Here is a 23,086-nt window from a genome sequence, read left to right as displayed (position 1 = left end):
TAAAAATTGAAGTCGAAGTCACATTTTAAAAGGTGCAGTTTTCATCTGTCTTGTTTTCCCTTTTTATAAATCAATACGATGCCATAATGCTCACCTCTTTTTATTTCCTTTTGGACATTATCATGTTTCGCGTATCTCCCTTTGCTTGGATCTCTCAATATTTTGGTGGATTCTTTTTTGCCTACGGCGTGTATTTACCTTTTTGGGCGTTGTGGTTTGAAGACCAAGGGGTATCAGCTGGAGATATCGGTGTCTTAATTGGTTTAGGATTTGCGACGCGTTGTGTTGCGAATTTAGTGATAACTCCTCGTTTGCATAAAGTGGAATATTTGATCCCTGCATTACGAGTATTGACGCTCGCCTCCTTAGTTGCGCTTGGTTTGTTTTTAATTAATGGCGGTAATTTCTGGTGGATGGCATTTGTCACCGTATTATTTAATTTGTCATGCGGGCCAGCCGTTCCTTTGTCAGATGCGATGACAAATTACTATGCAAAAAATAATTTATTGGATTATGGTCGAACGCGCTTATGGGGCTCTGTGAGTTTTATTGCGGGATCTACGGTTGTTGGTTATCTAGTATCAGGTTTTGGTACTGATATGATCGTTTATACTGCGATTGCAGGGATATTAGCTGCACTATTCTTAGTCATGCGTAATCCTAATCCAATGCCTGTGTCGGTTGCTGAAGAAGATCAAACACGACCAAAATTACTTTCACTGTTGAGTGAAACGCCGGTCTTAAAATTTATTATTTTAGTGTCATTAATCCAAGGTAGTCATGCTGCGTATTATAGTTTTAGCTCTATTTATTGGAAAGAATCAGGGTATCAAGAGAGTACTATCGGTTACTTATGGAGCCTGGGTGTGGTAGCAGAAGTAATGATATTTGCTTTCAGTAAACAATTATTTGCAGGATGGAAAATATCAACGTTATTTAAAGTGGCGGCGGTAGGGGTAATGGTTCGTTGGGGCCTAACGGCAGCTACGACTGATTTATTTGCCTTGGTACTTGTTCAAGCATTGCATGGTGTGACTTTTGCTATGGCGCATTTAGCGGCGATCCAATACATTCAAAAATTCCCTCAAAACAAAATGATACCACTGCAAGCGTTATATAATGCAATTCCTCTTGGTGCGTTTATCGCCTTAATGACGACATTAAGTGGTTGGGGTTATGAAGCGTGGGGCGCAAATATTTTCTGGATAATGGCGGCAATGGGTATTTTTGCTCTGATGATTAAATTAGACAAAGTAAAAGATAAATAGGCCCTAATCACATTTGTCGGCTTGTATAAAAACGAAGCAGTAATAAAACGCTAGAATGGTGCTACAGAGTATTTGTACCCTTCTAGCGTTTTTTTATGGCACTAGAGTGGTATCACCAAGGATGAGTGATGACACAAGGATGGATTGTAGTGCCAGTTTCGTTGGCCTATTTAGGATTATTGTTTTTAATTGCCTGGTATGGTGATCGTCAAAAAGGGTGGTTAGCTCGTTATCGCTCATGGATTTACAGTCTTTCTATTGCCGTTTATTGTACCTCATGGACCTTTTATGGCACCGTGGGCCAAGCCACTAATAACCCGTGGGCTTTCCTTCCTATCTACCTTGCTCCTATTTTTGTTTTTGTCTTCGCATGGCGTTTTTTAGCCAGAATTATCTTAATTGCAAAGCGTGAGCATATCACTTCTATTGCCGATTTTATTGCGGCTCGTTACGGTAAATCTCAAGGTCTTGCTGGTGTGATTACTATCATCGCAGTGATTGGTATCCTTCCTTATATTGCGTTGCAATTGAGGGGAATAACAATGGGATTAGATCTTGTTGCTCCTAATTTAGCTCAAGATTTAGGGTATCAAGATGGTCATATCTCTTGGTTTGTTGGTGGGGCACTTGCTATTTTTACTATTCTTTTTGGAACTCGACATATTGATACCACAGAGCATCATCGAGGCTTAATGATGGCTGTCGCGTTTGAATCTATCGTTAAACTTATTGCTTTTCTTTCTGTTGGTGGGTTCATTGTTTATTTGGCTTATTCAGAGCCAAGTATTGATCTTATTTCGGTTGCAAAAGAGACGTATCAGTCACCAAATCTAATTACGTTATTGTTTCATACTTTGTTAACAATGGCGGCTATCATTTGTTTGCCGAGGCAGTTTCATACTATCGTAGTTGAAAATGAACGAGCTCAAGATCTACGTACAGCACGGTGGGTATTTCCTCTCTATTTATTATTGATGGGGTTGTTTGTTCTTCCTATCTCTTGGGCAGGGCAAGCTCTGCTTTCTGGTGATATTGCTAGTGATGGTTTTATCATTAGCGTTCCGCTTTCTATTGGTGCAGATCACATGGCGCTATTAGCGTTTGTCGGAGGCACCTCCGCAGCAAGTGGTATGGTGATCGTTTCTACTATTGCACTTGCTATCATGGTCTCGAATGATCTTGTTCTGCCTTTGTTATTGCGTCGAGTAAAAACAACGGCTCGAACGTTTGGTCATTTTTCTAATTTATTAGTGACCATTCGACGCTTGTTGATAGTTTTGTTATTAGTTGGGGCTTGGGGGTTTTATCAGGCTCTTGATTCGATAGAATCTTTATCGGTAATTGGTTTATTGGCATTTGCGGCTATCGCTCAATTTGCTCCTGCATTAATTGGTGGCTTGTATTGGCGACAAGGCAATAAAAAAGGGGTCTATGCCGGATTAGCGATAGGTTTTATGGTTTGGTTAATTACCTTAATGAGCCAAACTCAAATGTTGGCAGGAAGTGCTGAAAATAACGTTTTACTATGGATAATTACTCCGCCGGAATGGCTACAGCAATTAGAAGTAAAAGCTTCTGATTGGGGAATGATGATGAGTTTAGGCTTGAATGCTGTCTTATTTATTGTGGTTTCTTTTGTTACTAGAGCTTCACTGAGTGAGCGCTTACAAGCCGCCGCCTTTGTTGGAGCACCTTTGCCTGAGAGTGAAGATGTCAGCGTATATCAAACTCGGGTTACGGTTGGTGAGCTTGAAATGCTGGCTTCTCGATTTGTTGGGCGGAAAAGAGCACGAAAAGCATTTCGTCAGTTCGCAGAGCAACAGAGTGAAGAGTTACTTCCACAACAACAAGCGAGTTCTCAATTAATTAGGCATACAGAGCGTGTACTCGCTGGAGTCTTTGGTGCGTCTTCTTCTCGGTTGGTATTAACCTCGGCATTACAGGGAAGAAATATGCAGCTTGAGGAGGTAGCAACGATTGTAGATGAAGCCTCTGAGTTGTATGACTTTAGCCGTGGTTTATTGCAAGGTGCCATTGAGCATATCAGTCAAGGGATTGCCGTGGTGGATAAGCAAATGAAGCTAGTGGCATGGAATCAGCGTTATTTAGAATTATTTACCTTTCCTTCTGGACTGATTCAAGTAGGGCGACCAATTGCAGATGTTATCCGCCACAATGCAGAGCAAGGTTTATGTGGTCCGGGTGATCCTGAAATACACGTTCAACGACGAGTAGAGCATTTAGAGCGAGGAACGCGTCATGTATCTTCACGGATAAGAGCGGATGGTCAGGTTATTGAGGTACAAGGTAATCCGATGCCAAATGGCGGGTTTGTGATGAGTTTTAGCGATATCACCGTTTTTAGACAGGCAGAAAAAGCATTAAAAGAAACTAATGAGACTTTAGAGTCTAGGGTTCATGAGCGAACCAGAGAATTAGAAAAATTAAATCAACGCCTGGTTGGCGCAACCCAAAGTGCAGAGAAAGCCTCGCATTCAAAAACACGATTACTGGCAGCGGTGAGTCATGATTTAATGCAACCACTGAATGCGGCACGCTTGTTTGCTTCTTCATTAAGCGAAGTCGCTAAAGATGGTGAGACAAAGAAAATATCAGGGCATATTGAAAGTGCATTAGGGGCGGCAGAAGAGTTAATAGGTGATTTACTGGATATCTCTCGTTTAGAAGCGGGTAAGTTAGAAACAAACGTATATGGTTTTTCACTCAACTCAATGTTGTCAAATTTAGAAGCGGAGTTTGGTGCATTAGCCAAGCAACAAGGAATAGATTTTAACGTTATACATTCTAATTTAGTGGTGGAATCTGATCCAAAATTATTACGTCGAGTACTGCAAAACTTCCTAACCAATGCCTTTCGATATAATCCTCAAGGAAAAGTCGTATTGGGGGCAAGAAGAGTTGAGGGAAAAATTCGTCTCGATGTATGGGATAGTGGTATAGGCATTCCCGAAGAAAAACAGCAAGCTATCTTTGATGAATTTACTCGAGTTGATCAGAGCCGGGCCGATCAAGGTTTAGGCTTGGGATTGGCGATTGCTCGTGGGATATCTCATGTACTTGGACATACTATCTCGTTGCGTTCGTGGGTAAATAAAGGTTCGGTATTTTCTGTCACATTAGATCATGGCGTTGAGTTAAAAAGGGAAATGCCTACGGTAGCACAAAAGCCAGAATTACCATTAAGTTCGCTACGCGTGTTATGTGTGGATAATGAACCAGATATTCTGATAGGAATGGAATCTTTATTACAACGTTGGGGCTGTGAGGTGAAAACCGCCACTGATTTGTTTAGTAGTTTACATTGCTTGGAAAATGATTGGAGTCCTGATGTTATTTTCTCTGATTATCGATTGGATAATGATAGGACGGGATTAGAAGTATTACAACAATGTCGCCTGCGTTTAGGGAATCGTTTTGAAGGGGTAATGATCAGTGCAGATAAAACCGATGACTTATTAGAAAGCATTAAAAGCAATGGCTTTGGATTTATTGCTAAACCTGTAAAACCATTAAAGTTAAGAGCCGTGTTGAATCGCCATGTTAGCTCTTAGGTATTGATAAATAATATAAAAAAAGGAGTTAGTAATGACTAACTCCTTTTAATTTTAGCTGTTATTTCTGACGTTATTTATTGTTATTCATATCTTAGTTTAGTGGTCGTGAGCTTCACCCGCACCTTTAGGGTAACGGATTGATTCAACCATATCTTGCACATCTTGAGGTACTTCAGCGGTTACTTTATTTACTGCAATTGAAACAATGAAGTTCACACACATACCTAGCGTACCAATCCCTTCAGGACTAATACCAAACCACCAGTTATCAGGGGTGCTTGCTGTTGGGTTAATGAATTTGAAGTAAACAATATAAGCCGTAGTGAATACCACACCTGAAACCATGCCCGCAATTGCCCCTTCTTTATTCATCTTCTTATAGAAAATACCTAAGATGATGGCAGGGAAGAAGGATGCAGCGGCTAACCCGAAGGCGAAGGCGACAACCTGTGCAACAAAGCCCGGTGGATTTATTCCTAGATAACCAGCACCAACAATGGCGACAGCTGCTGCTACTCGGGCGGCGAGTAACTCTTGTTTATCTGTCATGTTAGGTTTTATCCCTTTCTTCAATAAATCGTGAGAAATTGAGGTAGAAATAACCAGTAATAGACCGGCAGCCGTTGATAGTGCAGCGGCTAAACCACCGGCAGCTAATAGTGCAACAACCCAGTTTGGTAAACTTGCTAATTCAGGAGAGGCTAATACGATGATATCTCGGTTGATGTCCATTTCATTTCGGTCATCACCAGAGTAGAACATCTTGCCATCGCCATTTTTATCTTCCCAACCAACAAGACCGGTGCTTTCCCAGTTTTTATACCAGCTAGGTGCATCAGCAGCAGCAACCCCTAGGCTATCTGGACCATTGATAGTTTCAATCATATTCACACGAGCAAATGCGGCAACCGCAGGTGCTGTGGTGTATAAGAATGAAATAAACAGTAATGCCCAGCCCGCAGAAATACGTGCATCTTTAACGCGAGGAACTGTGAAAAAACGAATGATTACATGAGGCAGGCCAGCAGTACCAACCATAAGAGCTGCACAGATGAAAAACACATCAACCATACTCTTAGATCCGTCAGTATAAGGTGTGAAGCCAAGTTCTGTTGTTAACCCATCTAATTTATCCAGCAAGTAAACTTCAGAGCCAGTAATGGTTGAGCCCATACCAACTTGAGGGAATACGTTACCTGTCATCATGATTGAAGTGAAAACGGCAGGAACAAGGAAGGCGAAAATGAGGACACAGAATTGAGCGACCTGCGTATAAGTGATGCCTTTCATGCCACCTAATACCGCATAGAAAAATACGATACACATACCAATGATGATACCGAGGTTAATATCAACCTCAAGGAATCGAGAGAATACTACGCCGACACCACGCATTTGCCCTGCCACGTAAGTGAAAGAAACAAAGATGGCACAGAACACTGCAACCATACGTGCTGTTTTTGAATAGTAACGCTCACCGATGAAATCTGGCACAGTAAACTTACCAAATTTACGTAAATAAGGAGCAAGACATAAGGCTAAAAGAACATAGCCGCCAGTCCAACCCATTAGATAAACAGCACCATCATAACCAACAAAAGAAATGATACCTGCCATGGAAATAAATGATGCGGCCGACATCCAGTCTGCGGCGGTTGCCATACCATTGGCGACAGGGTGAACCCCACCACCAGCAACATAGAACTCACTGGTTGATCCCGCGCGAGCCCATATTGCTATCCCGATATAAAGGGTAAAAGTGATACCTACTAATATAAACGTCCAAGTTTGGATATCCATGCTAATTCCTCTAGTCTTCTTGTACGTTGTATTTTTTATCTAGTGCATTCATGCGAATCACATAGATAAAGATCAGGGCAACAAAGGTATAAATTGAACCTTGTTGTGCAAACCAGAAGCCTAATTTAAAGCCCCCAATTTGAATCGTATCCAGAACATCGACAAATAAAATGCCTGCACCAAATGAGACAGCAAACCAGACGAAGAGTAGTCCACCCATTATTCCTAGATTTTCCTTCCAATAGGCTTGTGCTTGTTCTTTTGTTTCGAACGCCATAGCTGGCTCCTTTTTAATGTTAATAATATGTAACCAAAAAGAGGTTAGCAGTGAGAAAGGAAGAAAACAGTGCAACTTTAGTCGAGCAGATAAAGAAAAACGCTCGAAATATGAGCGTTTTATGTGAGGTATGTATCGATTTTATTGTGTTAGCGTTATGTTAATTGATACCAAGGTCTAAAGTATTTACCTTAGATATATGCTTAAAAATAGAAATCTTTGATGCCAAGTAATAAGTTATTAACCGCAACTGCCGCCAGAATTAACCCCATAACACGACTAATTATTGCGGCCCCCACATTTCCTATTATTTTATGAATGAAGGTTGCACCAAGAAGTAAACATAGAGTAATCACGAGAACAACAATCATGACAGCTGCGGTAATTGATTGATCTAAAAAAGAATACCTAGAATTATCAGTTAACATCACAATTGCCATCATTGCACCTGGTGACGCAATTGATGGGATAGCTAAAGGGTAAACGGCTAAATCTGCAAGGTCAGAGTGGCTAATATCTTCACTTAATTTCTGCTCTTGCTCTGGTTTGCTTTCGCCAAAAATCATAGTTAAAGCGAAGATCAACAAGACCAAGCCACCAGCTACTTGAAAGGCTGGTAATGGGATTTGCATTGCTTCTAGCAATAATTGCCCAATGACAAGAAAGAATAATAGTACGGCGGTCGCAATAGCAACGGCCTTCAAAGCAACAACTTTACGTTGCTTAGCAGATAGGTGTTGAGTTTGTGAAAGATAGACAGGTACAGAACCAATAGGATCGATAACAGCCCAAAGAACAACGAATTGAGTAACGAGGATGCTTATCATGAACTCTCCCAGAGTTAGGTTAAACAGAGGGATAAAATGAACGGGTAATATACCTTAACTTATAGGCTAGTGTGTTATATCAAGGTTAACTTTCAGTCTGTTGCAATAAAATAACTGCTTGAGTTCTGTTTTTTACCCCTAACTTTCTAAAAATGGCAGTCATGTGTGCTTTTATTGTTGCTTCAGATACTTCTAAGTCATAAGCGATTTGTTTGTTTAGCAATCCATCAGAAAGCATTCCGAGAACTTTATATTGCTGCGGAGTAAGGCTCGTAATTTTAGTCGCTAAATCATCACAGGCCGCTGAGTTCTTAATTGAGCCTTCTGGAAAATAGGAATCGCCAGATAAAATTTGATTTAGTGCTGATATTAGTGAACGCATGTCACTTGATTTAGGAATGAAACCAAAAGCACCATGACTCTTAACTTGAGAGATAATACTAGGTTCTTCACTGGCAGAGACAACAACAATAGGTAAATCAGGGTACTGAGAACGAAGTTGTATTAACCCAGACATTCCATTACTGCCAGGCATTTTTAAATCTAAAAGCAGTAAATCAGGATCGGGCTCTTTTTCTAGTACGTTAAGTAACGCACTAAGAGAATCGGCTTCGAGTAGGTTCGCACCGCTGATAGCCATGTGAATTGATTGAAAAAGTGCATTGCGAAATAAGGGATGATCATCCGCAATAATAATGGTGTAGTTATCGTCCATGGCTACAATATTCCTCATAAGTTATTTAATAAAATTAACATCTAACCGTCTTTTGAGCAATTTTTAGACGCTAAAGTCTGCGCTGTATCTCTAACTCATTTCTCGTTTTCATTAAATAAGATCAGATCTCGAGATCTTAATATTTAAAACGAATTAATTTCTAGCTCTAGACAATCAACTAAAACGAAACTAAACTTCTTTCAAATCGAAACTTAATGAGTTTTTTATGTCGAAGAGAAACACAAAACAACGCCGTCATATGATCCTGTCTTTATTAATAGAGAAGGGAGAAGTTACTGTTGAAGAGCTTTCTGAGCTTTTTGATATCTCAGAAGTGACTATTCGTAAAGATCTAACTGAGTTAGAGAAGAATGGTTTGCTAATGCGTAAGTATGGCGGAGCGGTATTAATGCCTTCGAATATTATCCAAGAAGATACTTGTGAAGAAGTTTCGAATCGAAAGTTGTCTTTGGCAATTTCAGCCGTTGAACTCATTAAAGATCATAACAGGATCATTATTGATAGCGGGAGTACAACTGCGGCACTGATTAATCAACTCTCAAAGAGAAATGGATTGGTGGTAATGACAAACTCGCTACCTGTAGCCAATGCGTTGCAAGAAATTGAGAACGAACCTACGTTATTAATGACAGGGGGTACGTGGGACAGCCATTCGGACTCATTCCAAGGTCAAGTGGCAGAATCTGTATTACGATCCTATGATTTTGATCAGTTGTTCATTGGTGCTGATGGTATTGATTTAGAACGCGGAACAACCACCTTTAATGAATTAGTCGGGTTAAGTCGAGTGATGTCTGAAGTCGCCCGTGAAGTTATTTTAATGGTTGAATCAGAAAAAATTGGCCGAAAAATTCCTAATGTGGAATTGCCATGGGACAGCATTGACGTGTTGATTACCAATAACGATTTAAGCCAAGAACACCAACAAAAAATTGAATCACATAGTGTAAGAGTTATTAGAGCTCAGTGATTTAATTAGGGTTAATAAGCCCTTATACCGCTGATATTTTGCTGCCAATCAGCGGTTATTACCAAGGAACGGAAACCGTTTCTTAAACGATAAGAATTTAAGATTAGAATAATTGGAGTATTGCCATGTGTGGAATCGTTGGTGCAGTTGCACAAAGAGATGTAGCTGAAATTTTAGTGGAAGGATTACGTCGTTTAGAATATCGCGGCTATGATTCAGCAGGCGTTGCGGTTGTTGATGCCGATAGTAACTACACACGTTTACGTCGTTTGGGTAAAGTAAAAGAATTAGCGAGTGCAGTTGAAGAATCCCATGTCGTTGGCGGTACAGGTATCGCTCATACCCGCTGGGCTACTCATGGCGAACCTTCTGAAATTAATGCTCACCCTCATGTTTCCGGTGATATTACGATTGTTCACAATGGCATTATCGAAAACCATGAAGTTTTGCGCTCTTTATTGCAAGAGCGTGGTTATGTGTTTGTCTCTCAAACCGATACAGAAGTGATTGCACATCTTGTTGAGTGGGAGCTGCGCTCGTCGAATTCACTTATTGAAGCGGTACAAAAAACAGCGATTCAACTTGATGGTGCGTATGGAACGGTAGCAATGGACCGACGTGATCCTGACCGTTTGGTTGTCGCTCGTTCTGGTAGCCCAATTGTTATTGGTCGTGGTGTAGGTGAAAACTTTTTAGCGTCTGATCAATTGGCATTATTAAATGTTACTCGTCGTTTTATGTATCTTGAAGAAGGCGATGTTGCTGAAATTACACGTCGTGATGTCGTTGTCTTTGATGCAAATGGTGAGCAAGTTGAACGTGAAGTGACTGAATCAAACGCTGAGCATGATGCGGGTGATAAAGGTCAATACCGTCACTTCATGCAGAAAGAAGTGTTTGAACAGCCTAAAGCGTTAATCAATACAATGGAAGGGCGTATTACTCACGACTCTGTTGTTACTGAGAGTATTGGTGTTAATGCCGTTGAGATTTTAAATAAAGTTGAACACGTGCAAATCATTGCGTGTGGGACCTCTTATAATGCAGGTATGACGGCTCGCTATTGGTTCGAATCATTGGCAGGTGTGAGTTGTGATGTCGAAATTGCTTCTGAGTTCCGTTACCGTAAATTTGTTACTCGCCCAAATAGCTTATTAATTACTTTGTCTCAATCAGGGGAAACGGCTGATACCTTAGCTGCCCTTCGTCTTGCAAAAGAGCGTGGTTACATGGGGGCAATGACGGTATGTAACGTAGCGGGTTCATCATTGGTTCGTGAGTCTGATTTTGCCTTCATGACTCGTGCAGGAACAGAGATAGGTGTGGCATCAACGAAAGCTTTCACCACACAACTTGCTGCATTATTGATGTTAGTGACAGCTCTAGGTAAACAACAAAATCGTATCTCAAAAGAGAAAGAAAAAGAGATAGTTGAAGCTCTACATGCTCTGCCTGCACAAATTGAAAAAGCATTGGCGTTTGATAAAGAGATTGAAGCTTTAGCGCCTGATTTTGCTGATAAGCAACACACGCTATTTTTAGGTCGTGGTGAGTTTTATCCAATTGCCGTTGAAGCGTCTTTGAAGCTAAAAGAAATCTCATACATTCATGCTGAAGCGTATGCGGCTGGTGAGCTAAAGCATGGTCCATTAGCGCTTATTGATGCAGAAATGCCAGTTGTCGTGGTTGCTCCTACTAATGACTTATTAGAAAAATTAAAATCTAATGTGGAAGAAGTTCGTGCCCGTGGTGGATTACTTTATGTGTTTGCCGATGAACAAGCAGGCTTTGAAGCGGATGAGAACATGAAGATAATTACTATGCCTCATGTAAGTGATATTACTGCACCTATTTATTACACGGTTCCGATGCAATTATTGTCTTATCATGTTGCTTTAATTAAAGGAACGGATGTCGATCAGCCTCGTAACTTAGCGAAGGCGGTAACGGTAGAGTAAGTTTACTTATAAGATTGAAATAAAAAACGGCAGCCTTAAATAAGGCTGCCGTTTTTGTTTGCATCAGTGATGCTTTTTTTCTGTTCCTTTTCTTTATACATAGAGGCATCAGCATTCATAAACATGTCTTTTAGCGTGGTTGTTGAGTTATGAGGTTCAAGATGCTGACCAATACTGATATTACTGATATTCAAGCCTGACTGATATTGTGTTTTCTCTTGGTAATGTTGACGAATACGTAATGAAAGGGCGCTTAGCTCGGTTTCTTGTTCTTTATTTAATAACGTTAAGACAATAAATTCATCACCACCAGTACGAGCGATAAGATCTGATTCTCTGACTTCATTTTTTAGAATATTAGCTAAAATTTGAATGCATTGATCTCCAGTTGAGTGACCAAAGTTATCATTTACCTGCTTTAGATTATCAATATCAAGATAAAGAATACCGATACTGTCTTGGTATCGTTTCGCGTCTTTTCGTTTTTGTTTACCTAAAATTCCTAATCCTCGACGATTAAGTAATTCAGTCATTGAATCAGTAAGAGCCATTTGTTTATGCTGCTCAGCTTCTTCTGCCATTTTTAAGTCAGCAGTGATTAGTTTTGAAAGGTGGAGTAATAGTTTAATTAATGCATTTTCATAATCGGTATTTTTTGTATCTATCGCACAGACAGTGCCATAAATAGAACCGTTAGGGTGAAAGACGGGAACCCCACAATATGATCTTACTGGGCCATCTTTAACGGCTGGTGCGTTAATCCAATATTTACTCTTTAATGCATTAGGAACATATAGTTCTTTGCCTGTTTCAACAATCGTACGGCAAAAACTTTTATTGTCACAGGACCATTGAGAGCCTTGGTGAAGAAAGCTTGTTTCATTATTACTGCTTACAAGAGTATGAAAAGAATGACCTGTAAACTCAATAATAGCGCCACAATCTGCGCCAAAAATATCAACAATTAAATCTGCAAGCTCTTGCCATTTTGATAGGTCAATTATGCTGTCTTGTGAATTAAAACGAGAAGTAAAGAAAGCTGTCATACGCACATCCATGTAAAGCGGCTATTATTTAAATTTTGTATAGTTATAAAACTATCATTATTAAATGTTAATTTCATTGCATTAAGTTTAAAACCACACTATTTATCTTTTAGTTTAGAAAAGTGATTGCTGAATCGCTATTTTTTCTATTGATTTTTGTATTATAGTGCATATGATATATGGAAATGCACATATCCATATTTAAGGTTCATTATGTTACCTCATCAATTTTTCAAACTGCTTTCTGATGAAACACGGATCCGTTGTTTACTACTTATCGCGCGCGAAGGTCGTTTATGTGTAAACCAGTTGACGGAAGCATTAGGTGAAAGTCAGCCAAAGATCTCTCGGCATTTAGCGCAGCTACGCCAGTCAGGTGTATTGATTGATACTCGTGAAGGACAGTGGGTGTATTACCAAGTGAGTACTGAACTACCAGGTTGGTTAAACAAAATTATTGAAGGTTTGAAGCAATCAAATTGTTTACAAGCTCAATATCAAAAAGACACAGATAAATTAAACGCCATAAAAACGTGTTGCTAATTTCATTTAGGGGAAAAACGATGACAATTAAAGTAGGGATTAACGGATTTGGTCGTATTGGACGTTTGGCATTAAGAGCGGCATACGATTGGCCAGAATTGGAATTTGTGCAAATAAATGACGTCGCGGGAGATGCACATACTTTAGCGCATTTACTTGAATTTGATTCAATTCAAGGACGTTGGAACCATGCAGTGACCACCGATGGAAGCACTATGATCATCGGTGACCAAAAGCTAATAACCACTCAAGAAAAAGACATTGATGCTGTCGATTGGTCCGGTTGTGATGTCGTTATTGAAGCTACGGGCGTGCATCGCACACGTTCATTTTTAGATAAATATTTAGCGCAGGGCGTTAAACGTGTTGTTGTTTCTGCTCCGGTAAAAGAAGACGGTGTCGCGAATATTGTGGTTGGTGTGAACGACGATATTTTTGATCCTGCTGTTCATCAAATCGTCACTGCGGCATCTTGCACTACAAACTGCCTTGCTCCAATTGTTAAAGTTATCAATAGTGAGTTGGGTATCGAAAACGCGGCATTTACTACCATTCATGATTTGACCAATACACAAACCATTTTAGATGCACCTCATAAAGATCTTCGCCGTGCGCGAGCGTGTGGAATGAGCCTAATCCCTACTACAACAGGTTCTGCAAAAGCGATTGTTGAGATTTTCCCTGAGCTTAAAAATAAAATCGACGGTCATGCGGTACGAGTTCCTTTAGCGAACGCATCACTGACTGACATTATCTTTGAAGTGAAAAGAGATACGACTGTTGAAGAAGTAAATCAGTTATTAAAGGATGCGGCTTATGGTGATCTAAAAGGTATTTTAGGTTACGAAGAGCGCCCTCTTGTCTCTATTGATTATAAAGGAGACCAACGTTCAACGATTGTCGATGCTTTGTCTACTATGCTTGTTGGTAAACGTATGGTGAAGATTTATGCGTGGTATGACAATGAAATGGGTTACGCCACTCGTACTGCGGAATTAGTTAGAAATGTTGGTTTGGCTTAAGCATTGAGGAATCTGAAATGACACATCCTACTTGGGAGTTACCCGTTACTGACACTTATGGCGCATTGATTTTGACGCCTTGTCCTGGCACAAAAGGCGTTGAGTTAATTGAATCTTTAACGCAACTAAAAGCACAAGGTGTAGCTGCGATTGTCACTGCATTAAGTCAAGATGAGCTAACAGAAAAAGGCGTTGGTTCTCTTGGTGAAGAAGTACAGCGTCTAGGAATGAAATGGTTTTACCTTCCAATTGAAGACGATTGTGCACCTGATGATAAATTTGCAGCAGAATGGAAAGCAGCGACGCCTGAATTACAACAAGTGTTAGAAAATAATGGCAAAGTAGCAATGCATTGCATGGGCGGTTCAGGTCGTACAGGTTTACTTGCAGGACATTTACTGTTGGATTTAGGTTGGGATTTAGATGTAATTAAACAACAAGTCCAAGCGTTACGTCCAGGTGCTTTTACTAAGCCAGTGCAAATAGAATATATAAATTCTATTGCTTACAAATAATCAGCGTTAAGGTTATCTCAGGAGAATATTATACTTCTGAGATGGCTTAATCTCATTTAGGTTCTCTATTTTATGCTCTCTCAATTAAGCCATAGTGTACGTCAGTACATGATTGTGACATTTAATTATTGGAACTTCACCATTACTGATGGCGCGTTGCGTATGTTGGTGGTGCTCTATTTTCATGATTTGGGATACAGTACTTTAGCCATTGCGTCTCTCTTTTTGTTTTATGAATTCTTTGGTGTGGTGACTAATTTATTGGGGGGGTGGTTAGGCGCTCGGTTAGGGTTAAATAAAACCATGAATGTTGGCTTAATAATGCAGGTATTTGCGTTGTTAATGTTGGCATTACCGAGTGTTTGGTTAACGATTCCGTGGGTTATGGCTGCACAAGCATTATCTGGAGTTGCAAAAGACCTCAATAAAATGAGCGCTAAAAGTGCAATTAAAACCTTAGTTCCGAGCGATCAAGAAGGGGCGCTCTATAAGTGGATAGCGATTCTTACTGGGTCTAAAAATGCACTCAAAGGCGCAGGGTTCTTTCTTGGTGGCTTACTCTTAACAACCATCGGATTTCAATTGGCTGTTATAGCGATGGCGAGTGTTCTTTTCGTTGTTTTTATCGGCAGTGTTTTCTTGCTTGATGGTGACATGGGAAAAGCAAAATCAAAGCCTAAATTTACTCAGCTATTTTCTAAATCTAAGGAGATTAATACCTTATCAGCCGCACGATTATTCTTATTTGGTGCGAGAGATGTGTGGTTTGTTGTCGCGTTACCAATTTACTTAGGCAGTGTCTTTGGTTGGGATCATTCTCTTGTCGGTGGTTTCTTAGCGTTATGGGTTATCGCATATGGATTTGTGCAAGGCTTTGCTCCTAAAATCACGGGAAAAGCACAAGGTCGAACACCTGATGGTAGGTCTGCTTTATGGTGGGTAGGATTACTTACTGTCGTGACAGGGATTATCGCTTATCTGGTTCAGATTGAATGGCAAGCTGAATATACGATTGTGATTGGTTTACTTATTTTTGGTGCAGTATTTGCGATTAATTCTTCACTGCATTCGTACCTAATTGTCAGCTATGCCAAAGGCGATGGCGTCTCTATGGATGTTGGTTTTTACTATATGGCTAATGCAATGGGACGTTTAGTAGGTACTGTTTTATCTGGATTGGTATTTCAATTAGCCGGATTTTCGGCGTGTTTGTGGGTATCGTTTAGTTTCTTGGTGCTAACTACGTTGATATCGGTAAAGTTACCTAAAGCAGAAAGTGAGTAAAAGAAAGTCGTTAAAATGGACTTTCTTTTTGTAATTCAGAGCAAATATCAACAATAGCAAGTGAAAGTCCAGAACGGATCATTTGCTTTTGTCTATCAATTTGCATTTGATAAAAAGCCAAATCAGTATCGTCATTAAGAGGAGTGATTTCTAATTGAATCATTCCCATTCTTTTTACAAGATTGAGTGCATTAATTGGTGTGATAACCTGCGGATCGGTAAATTGAAGTTCATTCATTTCTAAGTTCAATTTATTACGTAGTTGTATTAGTCCTTCAATATCATGATAAGTATTATTTGGTAATACACCTAAACCAAATAGGAGTTTAAGTCTTACGCTTAAATCGCCTAATGGACCGGAATCTTGAAGTAATGGGCCAATAACAGATTGAACTGCAAAATCATCTTTACGAAAAATGCGCTGAATTAAGCCGTCGATAGATTCATTAAGAATATCGACAGCAATGATGAAAAAACCACGCACAGAAGGTGCATCGTCTAGTCGTTCAATGATGTTAGATTCATTTATTACTTCTGTCATAAAATAGCCATAAAAAGAGAGAGGCATTACACCTCTCTAATTGTTTTTTATTAATTTAATGTATTAAAGATCGCTTCAATCTTTTTCGCTTCTGAACTGTTTTCAGTTAATCCTGTGTAATACGCAAGTGTTGCTTTTAAACCTGATTCACATAAACGAGTTTGTAGTTCTACAGCTTGTGGATCAGTGTTATTTACGTATTTAAACGCGGCGGCAATACCTTTTAATAGCGTTTTGTTCTCAGTGCCGTATTCTATTGTACCTAATAAGGGTTTGATTAAGCGATCATTTTTACCTAATTTGCGAATTGGTTGGCGTGCAACGCGATCAATCTCATCTCGTAAATATGGATTAGCAAAGCGGCCTAGAATTTTTTCGATATAAGCTGCGTGCAATTCTTTATCAAAACCATAGCGACGGATTAATACTTCTCCACTTTCTTCCATAGCCGTTTTTACTTCAGCTCTGATTTCAGGGTCTTGAATTGCGTCTCGTACTGTTTCATGTCCTTTTAATGAACCAAGGTAAGCAGTAATACAGTGACCAGTGTTCAGTGTGAAAAGTTTACGTTCAACAAATGCCATGAGGTTGTTTGTTTTTTCCATTCCAGCAATTTCAGGAGCGCCACCTTTGAACTGTTGTTCATCAACAATCCATTCGCTAAAGCTTTCAACAGTTACCTCTAATAAGTCATCATTAGCTGATTCAGAGGGTGGAACAATACGGTCTACTGCTGAATCTACAAAACCAACCAACTCATTACAGCGAGTATGATAAGACTCATCAAGGTGTGAATACACTTCATTTTTAAGATGAGTTGTACCACGAACCATATTTTCACAAGCGATGATATTTAAGGGTGATTCATTGTTTGCATCGAAACGTCTTGCTAAACCTTTTGCGATGGTTTTTGCGATAATATCCAACACGTTAGGACCGACTGCTGTGGTTACTAAATCCGTTTTTACAATGCGTTCAATAACGTCATCACTGGTAGAGTTAACGGCTGTAACGTGTGTAACTGTCTCTATTTGGCACTCAGAGCCAACTACTTTTACCTTGTATGATTGGTCATGTGAAAGTTGATCTACCAACGGAGCATCAACATCTGCGAATGTAACGGCGACGTTTGAGTCAGAAAGAACTTTACCAATAAAACCACGACCGATGTTGCCTGCGCCAAAATGTACTGCTTTCATAATAATTACCTTCAATTTGATATTAGGAGATAGATCAACCCTATAGGGGGAAAGTTGACCTATGTTTTCTATGTGATCGTTATGCTGCTTGTTCGCCTGAAAGAATTTCTAAGATTTCACTAACGCTGTTAGTGGATGTTAGTTTTTCAATGGCACCAGGTTCATCAAGCGCATTGGTAATTGATGTAATTACTTGTATGTGCTCGTCATTTTTAGCTGCGATACCTATAACCAATTTAGCTACATCATCTTCGTCTTCAGTGAATTGAACACCTGATGGATACTGACAGATGACTATGCCTGTTTTGATTACACGGTCTTTGGCTTCTATTGTTCCATGTGGTACGGCAATAGACTCACCAAGGTAGGTTGGTACTAGTTTTTCACGGTCAAACATCGCCGCTACATATTCTGGTTCTGCGTATCCAAGAGACACAAGTTGTTCACCTGCGTATTGAATCGCTTCTTCTTTAGTTTTAAACGTTAATCCAAGATGGATGTTCTTTGCTTCTATTTTAAATGGTTGTGCATTTTGCGGGGCAAAAAATTCATCATTCGCAGCCACTGGAGAGATTTGTGGTATTTCATCATCGTTCGCGGCTTCTGGGTAAGTTGATGCCATGATACGTGCGATTAAATCGTTATAGATATGACTATCTAAGAAGTTTGTTAATGAAATATGCTCTGCATTTTTTGCGTGCTTACGTGCACGGTCCGTTAAATCTTTATGAGTAATCACAATATCGACATCCGTAGGTAAGTTATTGATAGCACAGTTTGTTACGCTAATATTTAGGCCAGCAGCTTGGATTTTTTTACGAAGAAGCCCTGCACCCATGGCACTTGAACCCATACCGGCGTCGCACGCTACGATGATTTTTTGGATATTAGTTAATTTAGTTGAATTGCTTTTTTCTGCGGTAACTCCAGCAGGACTGCCTTTTGAACCAGATTTCATGTCACGCATTTTTGATGTTGCATCATCTAATGAAGTACCGTCGTCTTCATCTGATGTCGCTTGAGTTTTCATTAGGATTGCTGCAACAGTAAATGAAACGGCAGTTGCAGATAAGATTGAACAGATAACGCCAACAGCTGATGCTTTCGGTGTTAATAACAAAATGGCAAAGATAGAGCCAGGAGATGCAGGAGCGACCATACCTGCGTTAAATAAAGTTAGAACGAATACACCAGTCATACCACCAGCGATAGCTGCAAGGATTAAACGTGGATTCATTAAAATATATGGGAAATAAATTTCGTGAATACCACCAAAGAAATGAATGATAGATGCGCCACCAGCGGTCTGTTTTGCGGATCCTTTACCAAAGAACATGTAAGCAAGAAGAATACCTAAGCCTGGGCCTGGATTTGCTTCAATTAAGAAGAAAATAGATTGACCAACATCGTTTGCTTGTTGGATACCAAGAGGAGAGAAGATACCGTGATTAATCGCGTTATTTAAGAATAGAATTTTTGCTGGTTCAACAAAAATAGAAGTCAGTGGAAGAAGGCCTGCTTCTACTAAGAAATTTACCCCTCCAGCAAGACCTGCAGACAGTACTTTTACAAAAGGGCCGATAAAGTAGAAAGCAACAATTGCACACAGCATACCAATAATGCCAGCAGAGAAGTTGTTTACTAGCATTTCAAAGCCGCTTTTGATTTTTCCATCGACTTTTTTATCGAAAATCTTAATCGCTAGTCCACCCATAGGACCAACCATCATAGCCCCCATGAACATGGGAATATCAGTACCAACAATCACACCCATAGTAGTGATAGCACCAACGATAGCACCACGTTCGCCACCGACTAATTTACCACCGGTATAACCGATAAGTAGTGGAAGCAAATAAGTAATCATTGGCCCAACAAGTTTCGCTAACGCTTCGTTAGGGATCCAACCTGTTGGGATAAATAAAGCCGTGATAAAGCCCCATGCGATAAACGCACCGATATTAGGCATTACCATATTTGATAAAAAACGACCAAAATTTTGTATCTTGATCTTTGCATCTGGTGATATCATAAGTGATTCCCCGTTTGAGGTTTTATTAAATTTTTTAAAAATGGCTCGCCAAAGCCATTGGTTAATTTCTAAGTACAGATGTAATTTACCATAGATTTTTTAATAGAACCGATAACGGGAAATTCGTGACTCTCTCCACAAAACCTCAGCAACTAATTCAAATAAAGTAGATCTATATAACGTTATTGATATGAAAATTTACAACAAATATTGTAATTTGAAATTGTCAATAATAATTAAATGCGCAATATCATACTTTTTGATATTTAGTTAATACCAAAAAGGTGATCTTTATCACTTATGTTGAATTTATATTTAAATAATAAAATCCCAATCAGATCTAGATCTCACTTTGTTATTTCTTTCACGATTCGAATTAAATCGCTTGATAGTCAACGCTTTAAAATGGAATTTTATTACAGATATAATTACTACTAAAGGGTGAGGGGATCATGTTTGATGTGCCCTAAATAATAAGATTGGTTTGTAATAAAAAAGAAAATTCTATTAAAAGGTAGGTCGTGGGGAGATAAGACAGACGAAATGTTTTAGGTGATGTGATTAATGCGATTAATAAAAAAGGAGAACCTAACGTTCTCCTTTTGATATTTTAATTAAAGTAGAAAATTATACGTGAGTGATATTTTCAGCTTCTAGTTCTTTAAAGTATTTTACTGTTTTCACTTTCAGTTCTTGCTGTGAAGGTTCATCACAAACGATTACTGATTTAGGGTGAAGTTGAAGTGCTGATACTGTCCACATGTGGTTTACAGAACCTTCAACAGCAGCTTGTAGAGCAAGTGCTTTGTTGTGACCTGTAATTAGGATCATAATTTCAGCTGAATCAAGCAGAGTACCTACGCCGATAGTTAATGCGTACTTAGGTACTTGGTTGATGTCGCCATCAAAGAAACGAGAGTTAGCAATGCGAGTGTCTTCAGTCAATGTTTTGATACGAGTACGAGATGCTAAAGAAGACGCTGGCTCGTTGAATGCGATGTGACCATCGTTACCCACTCCACCCATGAATAAGTTAATGCGACCGTAAGACTTAATTTTGTCTTCGTAACGTTGGCATTCTTCTTCGTGGTTATCAGTATTACCGTTTAGAAGGTTAATGTTTTCTTCTTGAATATCTACATGGTTGAAGAAGTTTTCAAACATGAAAGTACGGTAAGATTCTGGGTGGTTAGCATCAAGGCCAATGTACTCATCCATGTTGAATGTTACTACATTCTTAAAGCTCACTTCGCCAGCTTTATGCAGTTCGATTAGCTTTTTGTAAGTATTAAGAGGAGTACCACCAGTTGGAAGACCAAGAACGAATGGACGATCTGCTGTTGGGTTAAACTCATTGATGCGGTTAACAATGTGCTGTGCTGACCATGCGCCTACTTGTTCTGCTTGGTTTAATGGAATAAGTCTCATCATATACCTCAAAAAATTAATGTAATAGTTTGCTTAATTGCGTTAATTCGCATTGTAAAATAAGTGCGATGCTAATGCTAATGATTTTGGTCAATAAAGGACCATATTATTTAACCAAGCTCACACTTTGCTTTAAATGCTGAGTAAATGGATCTGCTTTCATAAATCCAGTTAGGCGCGATGCTGATAAGTATTCACCGTTCGCATTCCAAAAATCGATAGTGGGTAAGCCAAGGACTTTCAGTTGCTTAAGCAGTTCGATATCTTCTGGGCTGTTTTTTGTTACGTCAGCTTGCAGCAAAATAAACTCACCTAAAAGTGGTTCAACTTTTTTATTATGAAAGGTGTACTTTTCAAATTCTTTACACGCTACACACCAGTCTGCATAGAAGTCGAGCATCACTGGTTTGCCTTGTGTTTTTGCGGCTTCCAATTCTCGGTTTAAGTCTTCAATCGTACTTATCTTTTTAAATGTTACAGCTTGAGTTGTCGTTCTTACTTCGGTATTCGTCTTACCTGAAATTGCATCAATAACAGGGATTGCAGAACCGACAATACCTAAAATAGCGATAATGCCAGCAATGCTTGTTTTCCATGATTGAGGCATGGTCGCTTTGACATGATATAACCAACCAAATGCTGCAATTCCAAGAGCAGACCAAATAAATGGTGTGATGTTATGAGGAAGAATTCGCTCTAGTAAGAAAACAGGAACAGCCAGAAGAATAAAGCCAAACAGCGTCTTCACATGCGTCATCCATACGCCTGCTTTTGGTAGTAATTTATTACCAAATACTGCCGCTAGAATTAATGGAATACCCATGCCAATAGCCAAAGCATACAGAGCAACGGCACCAGTAAGTAAATCCCCACTTTTTGCTACGTAAAGCAGTGCTCCTGATAATGGTGCAGTCGTACATGGTGAGCAGACTAAACCTGAGATAGCACCCATGGCAAACACACCACCTAAGTTTCCGCCTTTTTGCTGGTTACTGATGTCATTAAGTTTGGTTTGTAGGTTACTTGGTAATTGAATGGTGTAAGCACCGAACATCGACAGAGCGAGCAGCACAAACATGATGCTCAAGCCAATTAACACATAAGGATGTTGTAATGCTGCCTGAAATTGCATACCTGCCGAAGCAACCACTAACCCAAGTAAGGTATAGGTTAATGCCATGCCTTGAACGTAAACAAAAGAAAGCTTGAAAGCCTTACCGTGAGAGAGCTTTCCGCCACCTAAAACAATACCCGTAAGAATAGGGTACATAGGTAATACACAAGGTGTAAACGCAAGACCAATACCAAGTGCTAAGAATAAGAACGGTGTCCACCAAGCGTCACCTAGATTATCAGCCAGCTCTTGTTGCTGCGTTTGAGATATGACTTTTGGTTCAGGATCTAATGATGTGTTCTTTTCTATGCTAACGGGTGCACTATCACTTTTAGCTACAACATGTGTATTTGCCGTTTCATCTTGATATGAACTTGATGCAGTTAATGCTGATAATGGAATTTTACGGATCTCTGGTGGATAACAGAACCCTGCTTTTGCACAACCTTGGTAACGAACGGTTAATTCTGCATTATCACTAACAGAAATTAATGGCACCGTAATGGTCAGTGGCTTTGTGTAGATATTCACATTACCAAAAAATTCATCGTTATGAGGTGTGCCTTCTTCCATAACTAAATCCGTAATTTCAGCCCCATTAGAGGAGACTGAGATACGTTGTTGATATAAATAGTAATCAGGCTTTACTTGCCAATCTAAATAAACTCGATCCCCTTGTTGCATAAAATTAAAAGGAAACGCTTCATTTACCGTTACAAAAGAAGAATCTTGTTGGTTTTGTAATTTAGTTAAATCAAACGCAGCCAAAGCTTGTGGAGCGAAAGAGATAAACAGAATGAAGAATGATAAAAGGGCAGCTCGAAATCGGAGTAAATTCGTCATGTGGAAGTCTTTATAAAAATAGATACGGGTATGACTATCGAAATGGTCAAGAGTTCGACAAGTATAGTATCAATTACATTAATGATCTGCTCATTTCTCTTTTGACAC

At 39.5% G+C, this 23,086-nt stretch carries 18 protein-coding genes; 8 read left to right on the top strand and 10 right to left on the bottom strand.

Going from position 1 to position 23,086, the window contains the following annotated elements; translation table 11 throughout:
- The first annotated feature begins 122 nt into the window (after positions 1–122).
- Complete coding sequence (locus BTO23_RS11125) at positions 123–1,268, top strand: 3-phenylpropionate MFS transporter (protein WP_061030585.1); 1,146 nt, start codon at positions 123–125, stop codon at positions 1,266–1,268.
- A 128-nt stretch (positions 1,269–1,396) separates the two neighbouring features.
- Positions 1,397–4,840: a PAS domain-containing hybrid sensor histidine kinase/response regulator gene (locus BTO23_RS11120; RefSeq protein ID WP_105063491.1), complete on the top strand. Its 3,444-nt coding sequence runs from the start codon at positions 1,397–1,399 to the stop codon at positions 4,838–4,840.
- 99 nt (positions 4,841–4,939) lie between these two features.
- On the opposite strand, the gene BTO23_RS11115 is transcribed toward BTO23_RS11120, so the two are convergent.
- From BTO23_RS11115 to BTO23_RS11100, 4 genes are all read right to left on the bottom strand, one after another.
- A complete protein-coding gene (locus tag BTO23_RS11115; RefSeq protein ID WP_061005669.1) occupies positions 4,940–6,643 on the bottom strand; it encodes a sodium:solute symporter family protein in 1,704 nt (567 codons plus the stop codon).
- A 10-nt stretch (positions 6,644–6,653) separates the two neighbouring features.
- Positions 6,654–6,920 (bottom strand): DUF4212 domain-containing protein, encoded by a 267-nt coding sequence (locus BTO23_RS11110; protein ID WP_061005671.1) that lies wholly within the window; start codon positions 6,918–6,920, stop codon positions 6,654–6,656.
- A gap of 203 nt (positions 6,921–7,123) precedes the next feature.
- A complete protein-coding gene (locus tag BTO23_RS11105) occupies positions 7,124–7,747 on the bottom strand; it encodes a MarC family protein (protein ID WP_061005676.1) in 624 nt (207 codons plus the stop codon).
- Between the two features lie 85 nt (positions 7,748–7,832).
- The gene (locus tag BTO23_RS11100) at positions 7,833–8,462 is read right to left on the bottom strand and encodes a response regulator transcription factor (protein ID WP_061030588.1); all 630 of its coding nucleotides are present in this window, start codon (positions 8,460–8,462) and stop codon (positions 7,833–7,835) included.
- Positions 8,463–8,688: 226 nt separating this feature from the next.
- Between BTO23_RS11100 and BTO23_RS11095 the strand changes: the two genes are divergently transcribed.
- Complete coding sequence (locus tag BTO23_RS11095; RefSeq protein ID WP_061005678.1) at positions 8,689–9,453, top strand: DeoR/GlpR family DNA-binding transcription regulator; 765 nt, start codon at positions 8,689–8,691, stop codon at positions 9,451–9,453.
- Positions 9,454–9,578: 125 nt separating this feature from the next.
- Positions 9,579–11,411, top strand: coding sequence for a glutamine--fructose-6-phosphate transaminase (isomerizing) (glmS, locus tag BTO23_RS11090; protein WP_061005679.1), 1,833 nt, complete (start codon positions 9,579–9,581; stop codon positions 11,409–11,411).
- A 35-nt stretch (positions 11,412–11,446) separates the two neighbouring features.
- Here glmS and BTO23_RS11085 read toward each other — a convergent pair whose 3' ends face one another.
- Positions 11,447–12,457 carry a sensor domain-containing diguanylate cyclase gene (locus tag BTO23_RS11085; RefSeq protein WP_245922094.1) on the bottom strand — a complete coding sequence of 337 codons (1,011 nt, stop codon included), beginning with the start codon at positions 12,455–12,457 and terminating at the stop codon, positions 11,447–11,449.
- Between the two features lie 213 nt (positions 12,458–12,670).
- Between BTO23_RS11085 and BTO23_RS11080 the strand changes: the two genes are divergently transcribed.
- From BTO23_RS11080 to arsJ, 4 genes are all read left to right on the top strand, one after another.
- The gene (locus BTO23_RS11080; protein WP_105053840.1) at positions 12,671–13,000 is read left to right on the top strand and encodes a metalloregulator ArsR/SmtB family transcription factor; all 330 of its coding nucleotides are present in this window, start codon (positions 12,671–12,673) and stop codon (positions 12,998–13,000) included.
- 20 nt (positions 13,001–13,020) lie between these two features.
- Positions 13,021–14,022: an ArsJ-associated glyceraldehyde-3-phosphate dehydrogenase gene (locus BTO23_RS11075; RefSeq protein WP_061005685.1), complete on the top strand. Its 1,002-nt coding sequence runs from the start codon at positions 13,021–13,023 to the stop codon at positions 14,020–14,022.
- Between the two features lie 17 nt (positions 14,023–14,039).
- On the top strand, positions 14,040–14,537 hold the full coding sequence (locus BTO23_RS11070; RefSeq protein WP_105053842.1) for a phosphatase domain-containing putative toxin: 498 nt from the start codon (positions 14,040–14,042) through the stop codon (positions 14,535–14,537).
- A gap of 72 nt (positions 14,538–14,609) precedes the next feature.
- Positions 14,610–15,821, top strand: a complete 1,212-nt coding sequence (gene arsJ, locus BTO23_RS11065) for an organoarsenical effux MFS transporter ArsJ (protein ID WP_061030590.1) — start codon at positions 14,610–14,612, stop codon at positions 15,819–15,821.
- A 10-nt stretch (positions 15,822–15,831) separates the two neighbouring features.
- Here the strand turns inward: arsJ and BTO23_RS11060 are convergent, their stop codons facing one another.
- The 5 genes from BTO23_RS11060 to BTO23_RS11040 form a co-directional block, all read right to left on the bottom strand.
- On the bottom strand, positions 15,832–16,362 hold the full coding sequence (locus tag BTO23_RS11060; RefSeq protein WP_061012953.1) for an MltR family transcriptional regulator: 531 nt from the start codon (positions 16,360–16,362) through the stop codon (positions 15,832–15,834).
- Positions 16,363–16,412: 50 nt separating this feature from the next.
- Positions 16,413–17,561, bottom strand: coding sequence for a mannitol-1-phosphate 5-dehydrogenase (locus tag BTO23_RS11055; protein ID WP_061012917.1), 1,149 nt, complete (start codon positions 17,559–17,561; stop codon positions 16,413–16,415).
- 79 nt (positions 17,562–17,640) lie between these two features.
- Positions 17,641–19,593, bottom strand: a complete 1,953-nt coding sequence (locus BTO23_RS11050) for a PTS mannitol transporter subunit IICBA (protein WP_105063489.1) — start codon at positions 19,591–19,593, stop codon at positions 17,641–17,643.
- A 627-nt stretch (positions 19,594–20,220) separates the two neighbouring features.
- A complete protein-coding gene (nagB, locus tag BTO23_RS11045) occupies positions 20,221–21,021 on the bottom strand; it encodes a glucosamine-6-phosphate deaminase (RefSeq protein WP_060992692.1) in 801 nt (266 codons plus the stop codon).
- Between the two features lie 106 nt (positions 21,022–21,127).
- On the bottom strand, positions 21,128–22,978 hold the full coding sequence (locus tag BTO23_RS11040) for a protein-disulfide reductase DsbD (RefSeq protein ID WP_105063488.1): 1,851 nt from the start codon (positions 22,976–22,978) through the stop codon (positions 21,128–21,130).
- Positions 22,979–23,086: the final 108 nt, after the last annotated feature.

Source organism: Aliivibrio sifiae (assembly GCF_002954715.1).
In the GTDB taxonomy this organism is placed as follows: Bacteria; Pseudomonadota; Gammaproteobacteria; order Enterobacterales; family Vibrionaceae; genus Aliivibrio; species Aliivibrio sifiae.
This window is presented reverse-complemented; position numbering and strand designations above follow the sequence as displayed.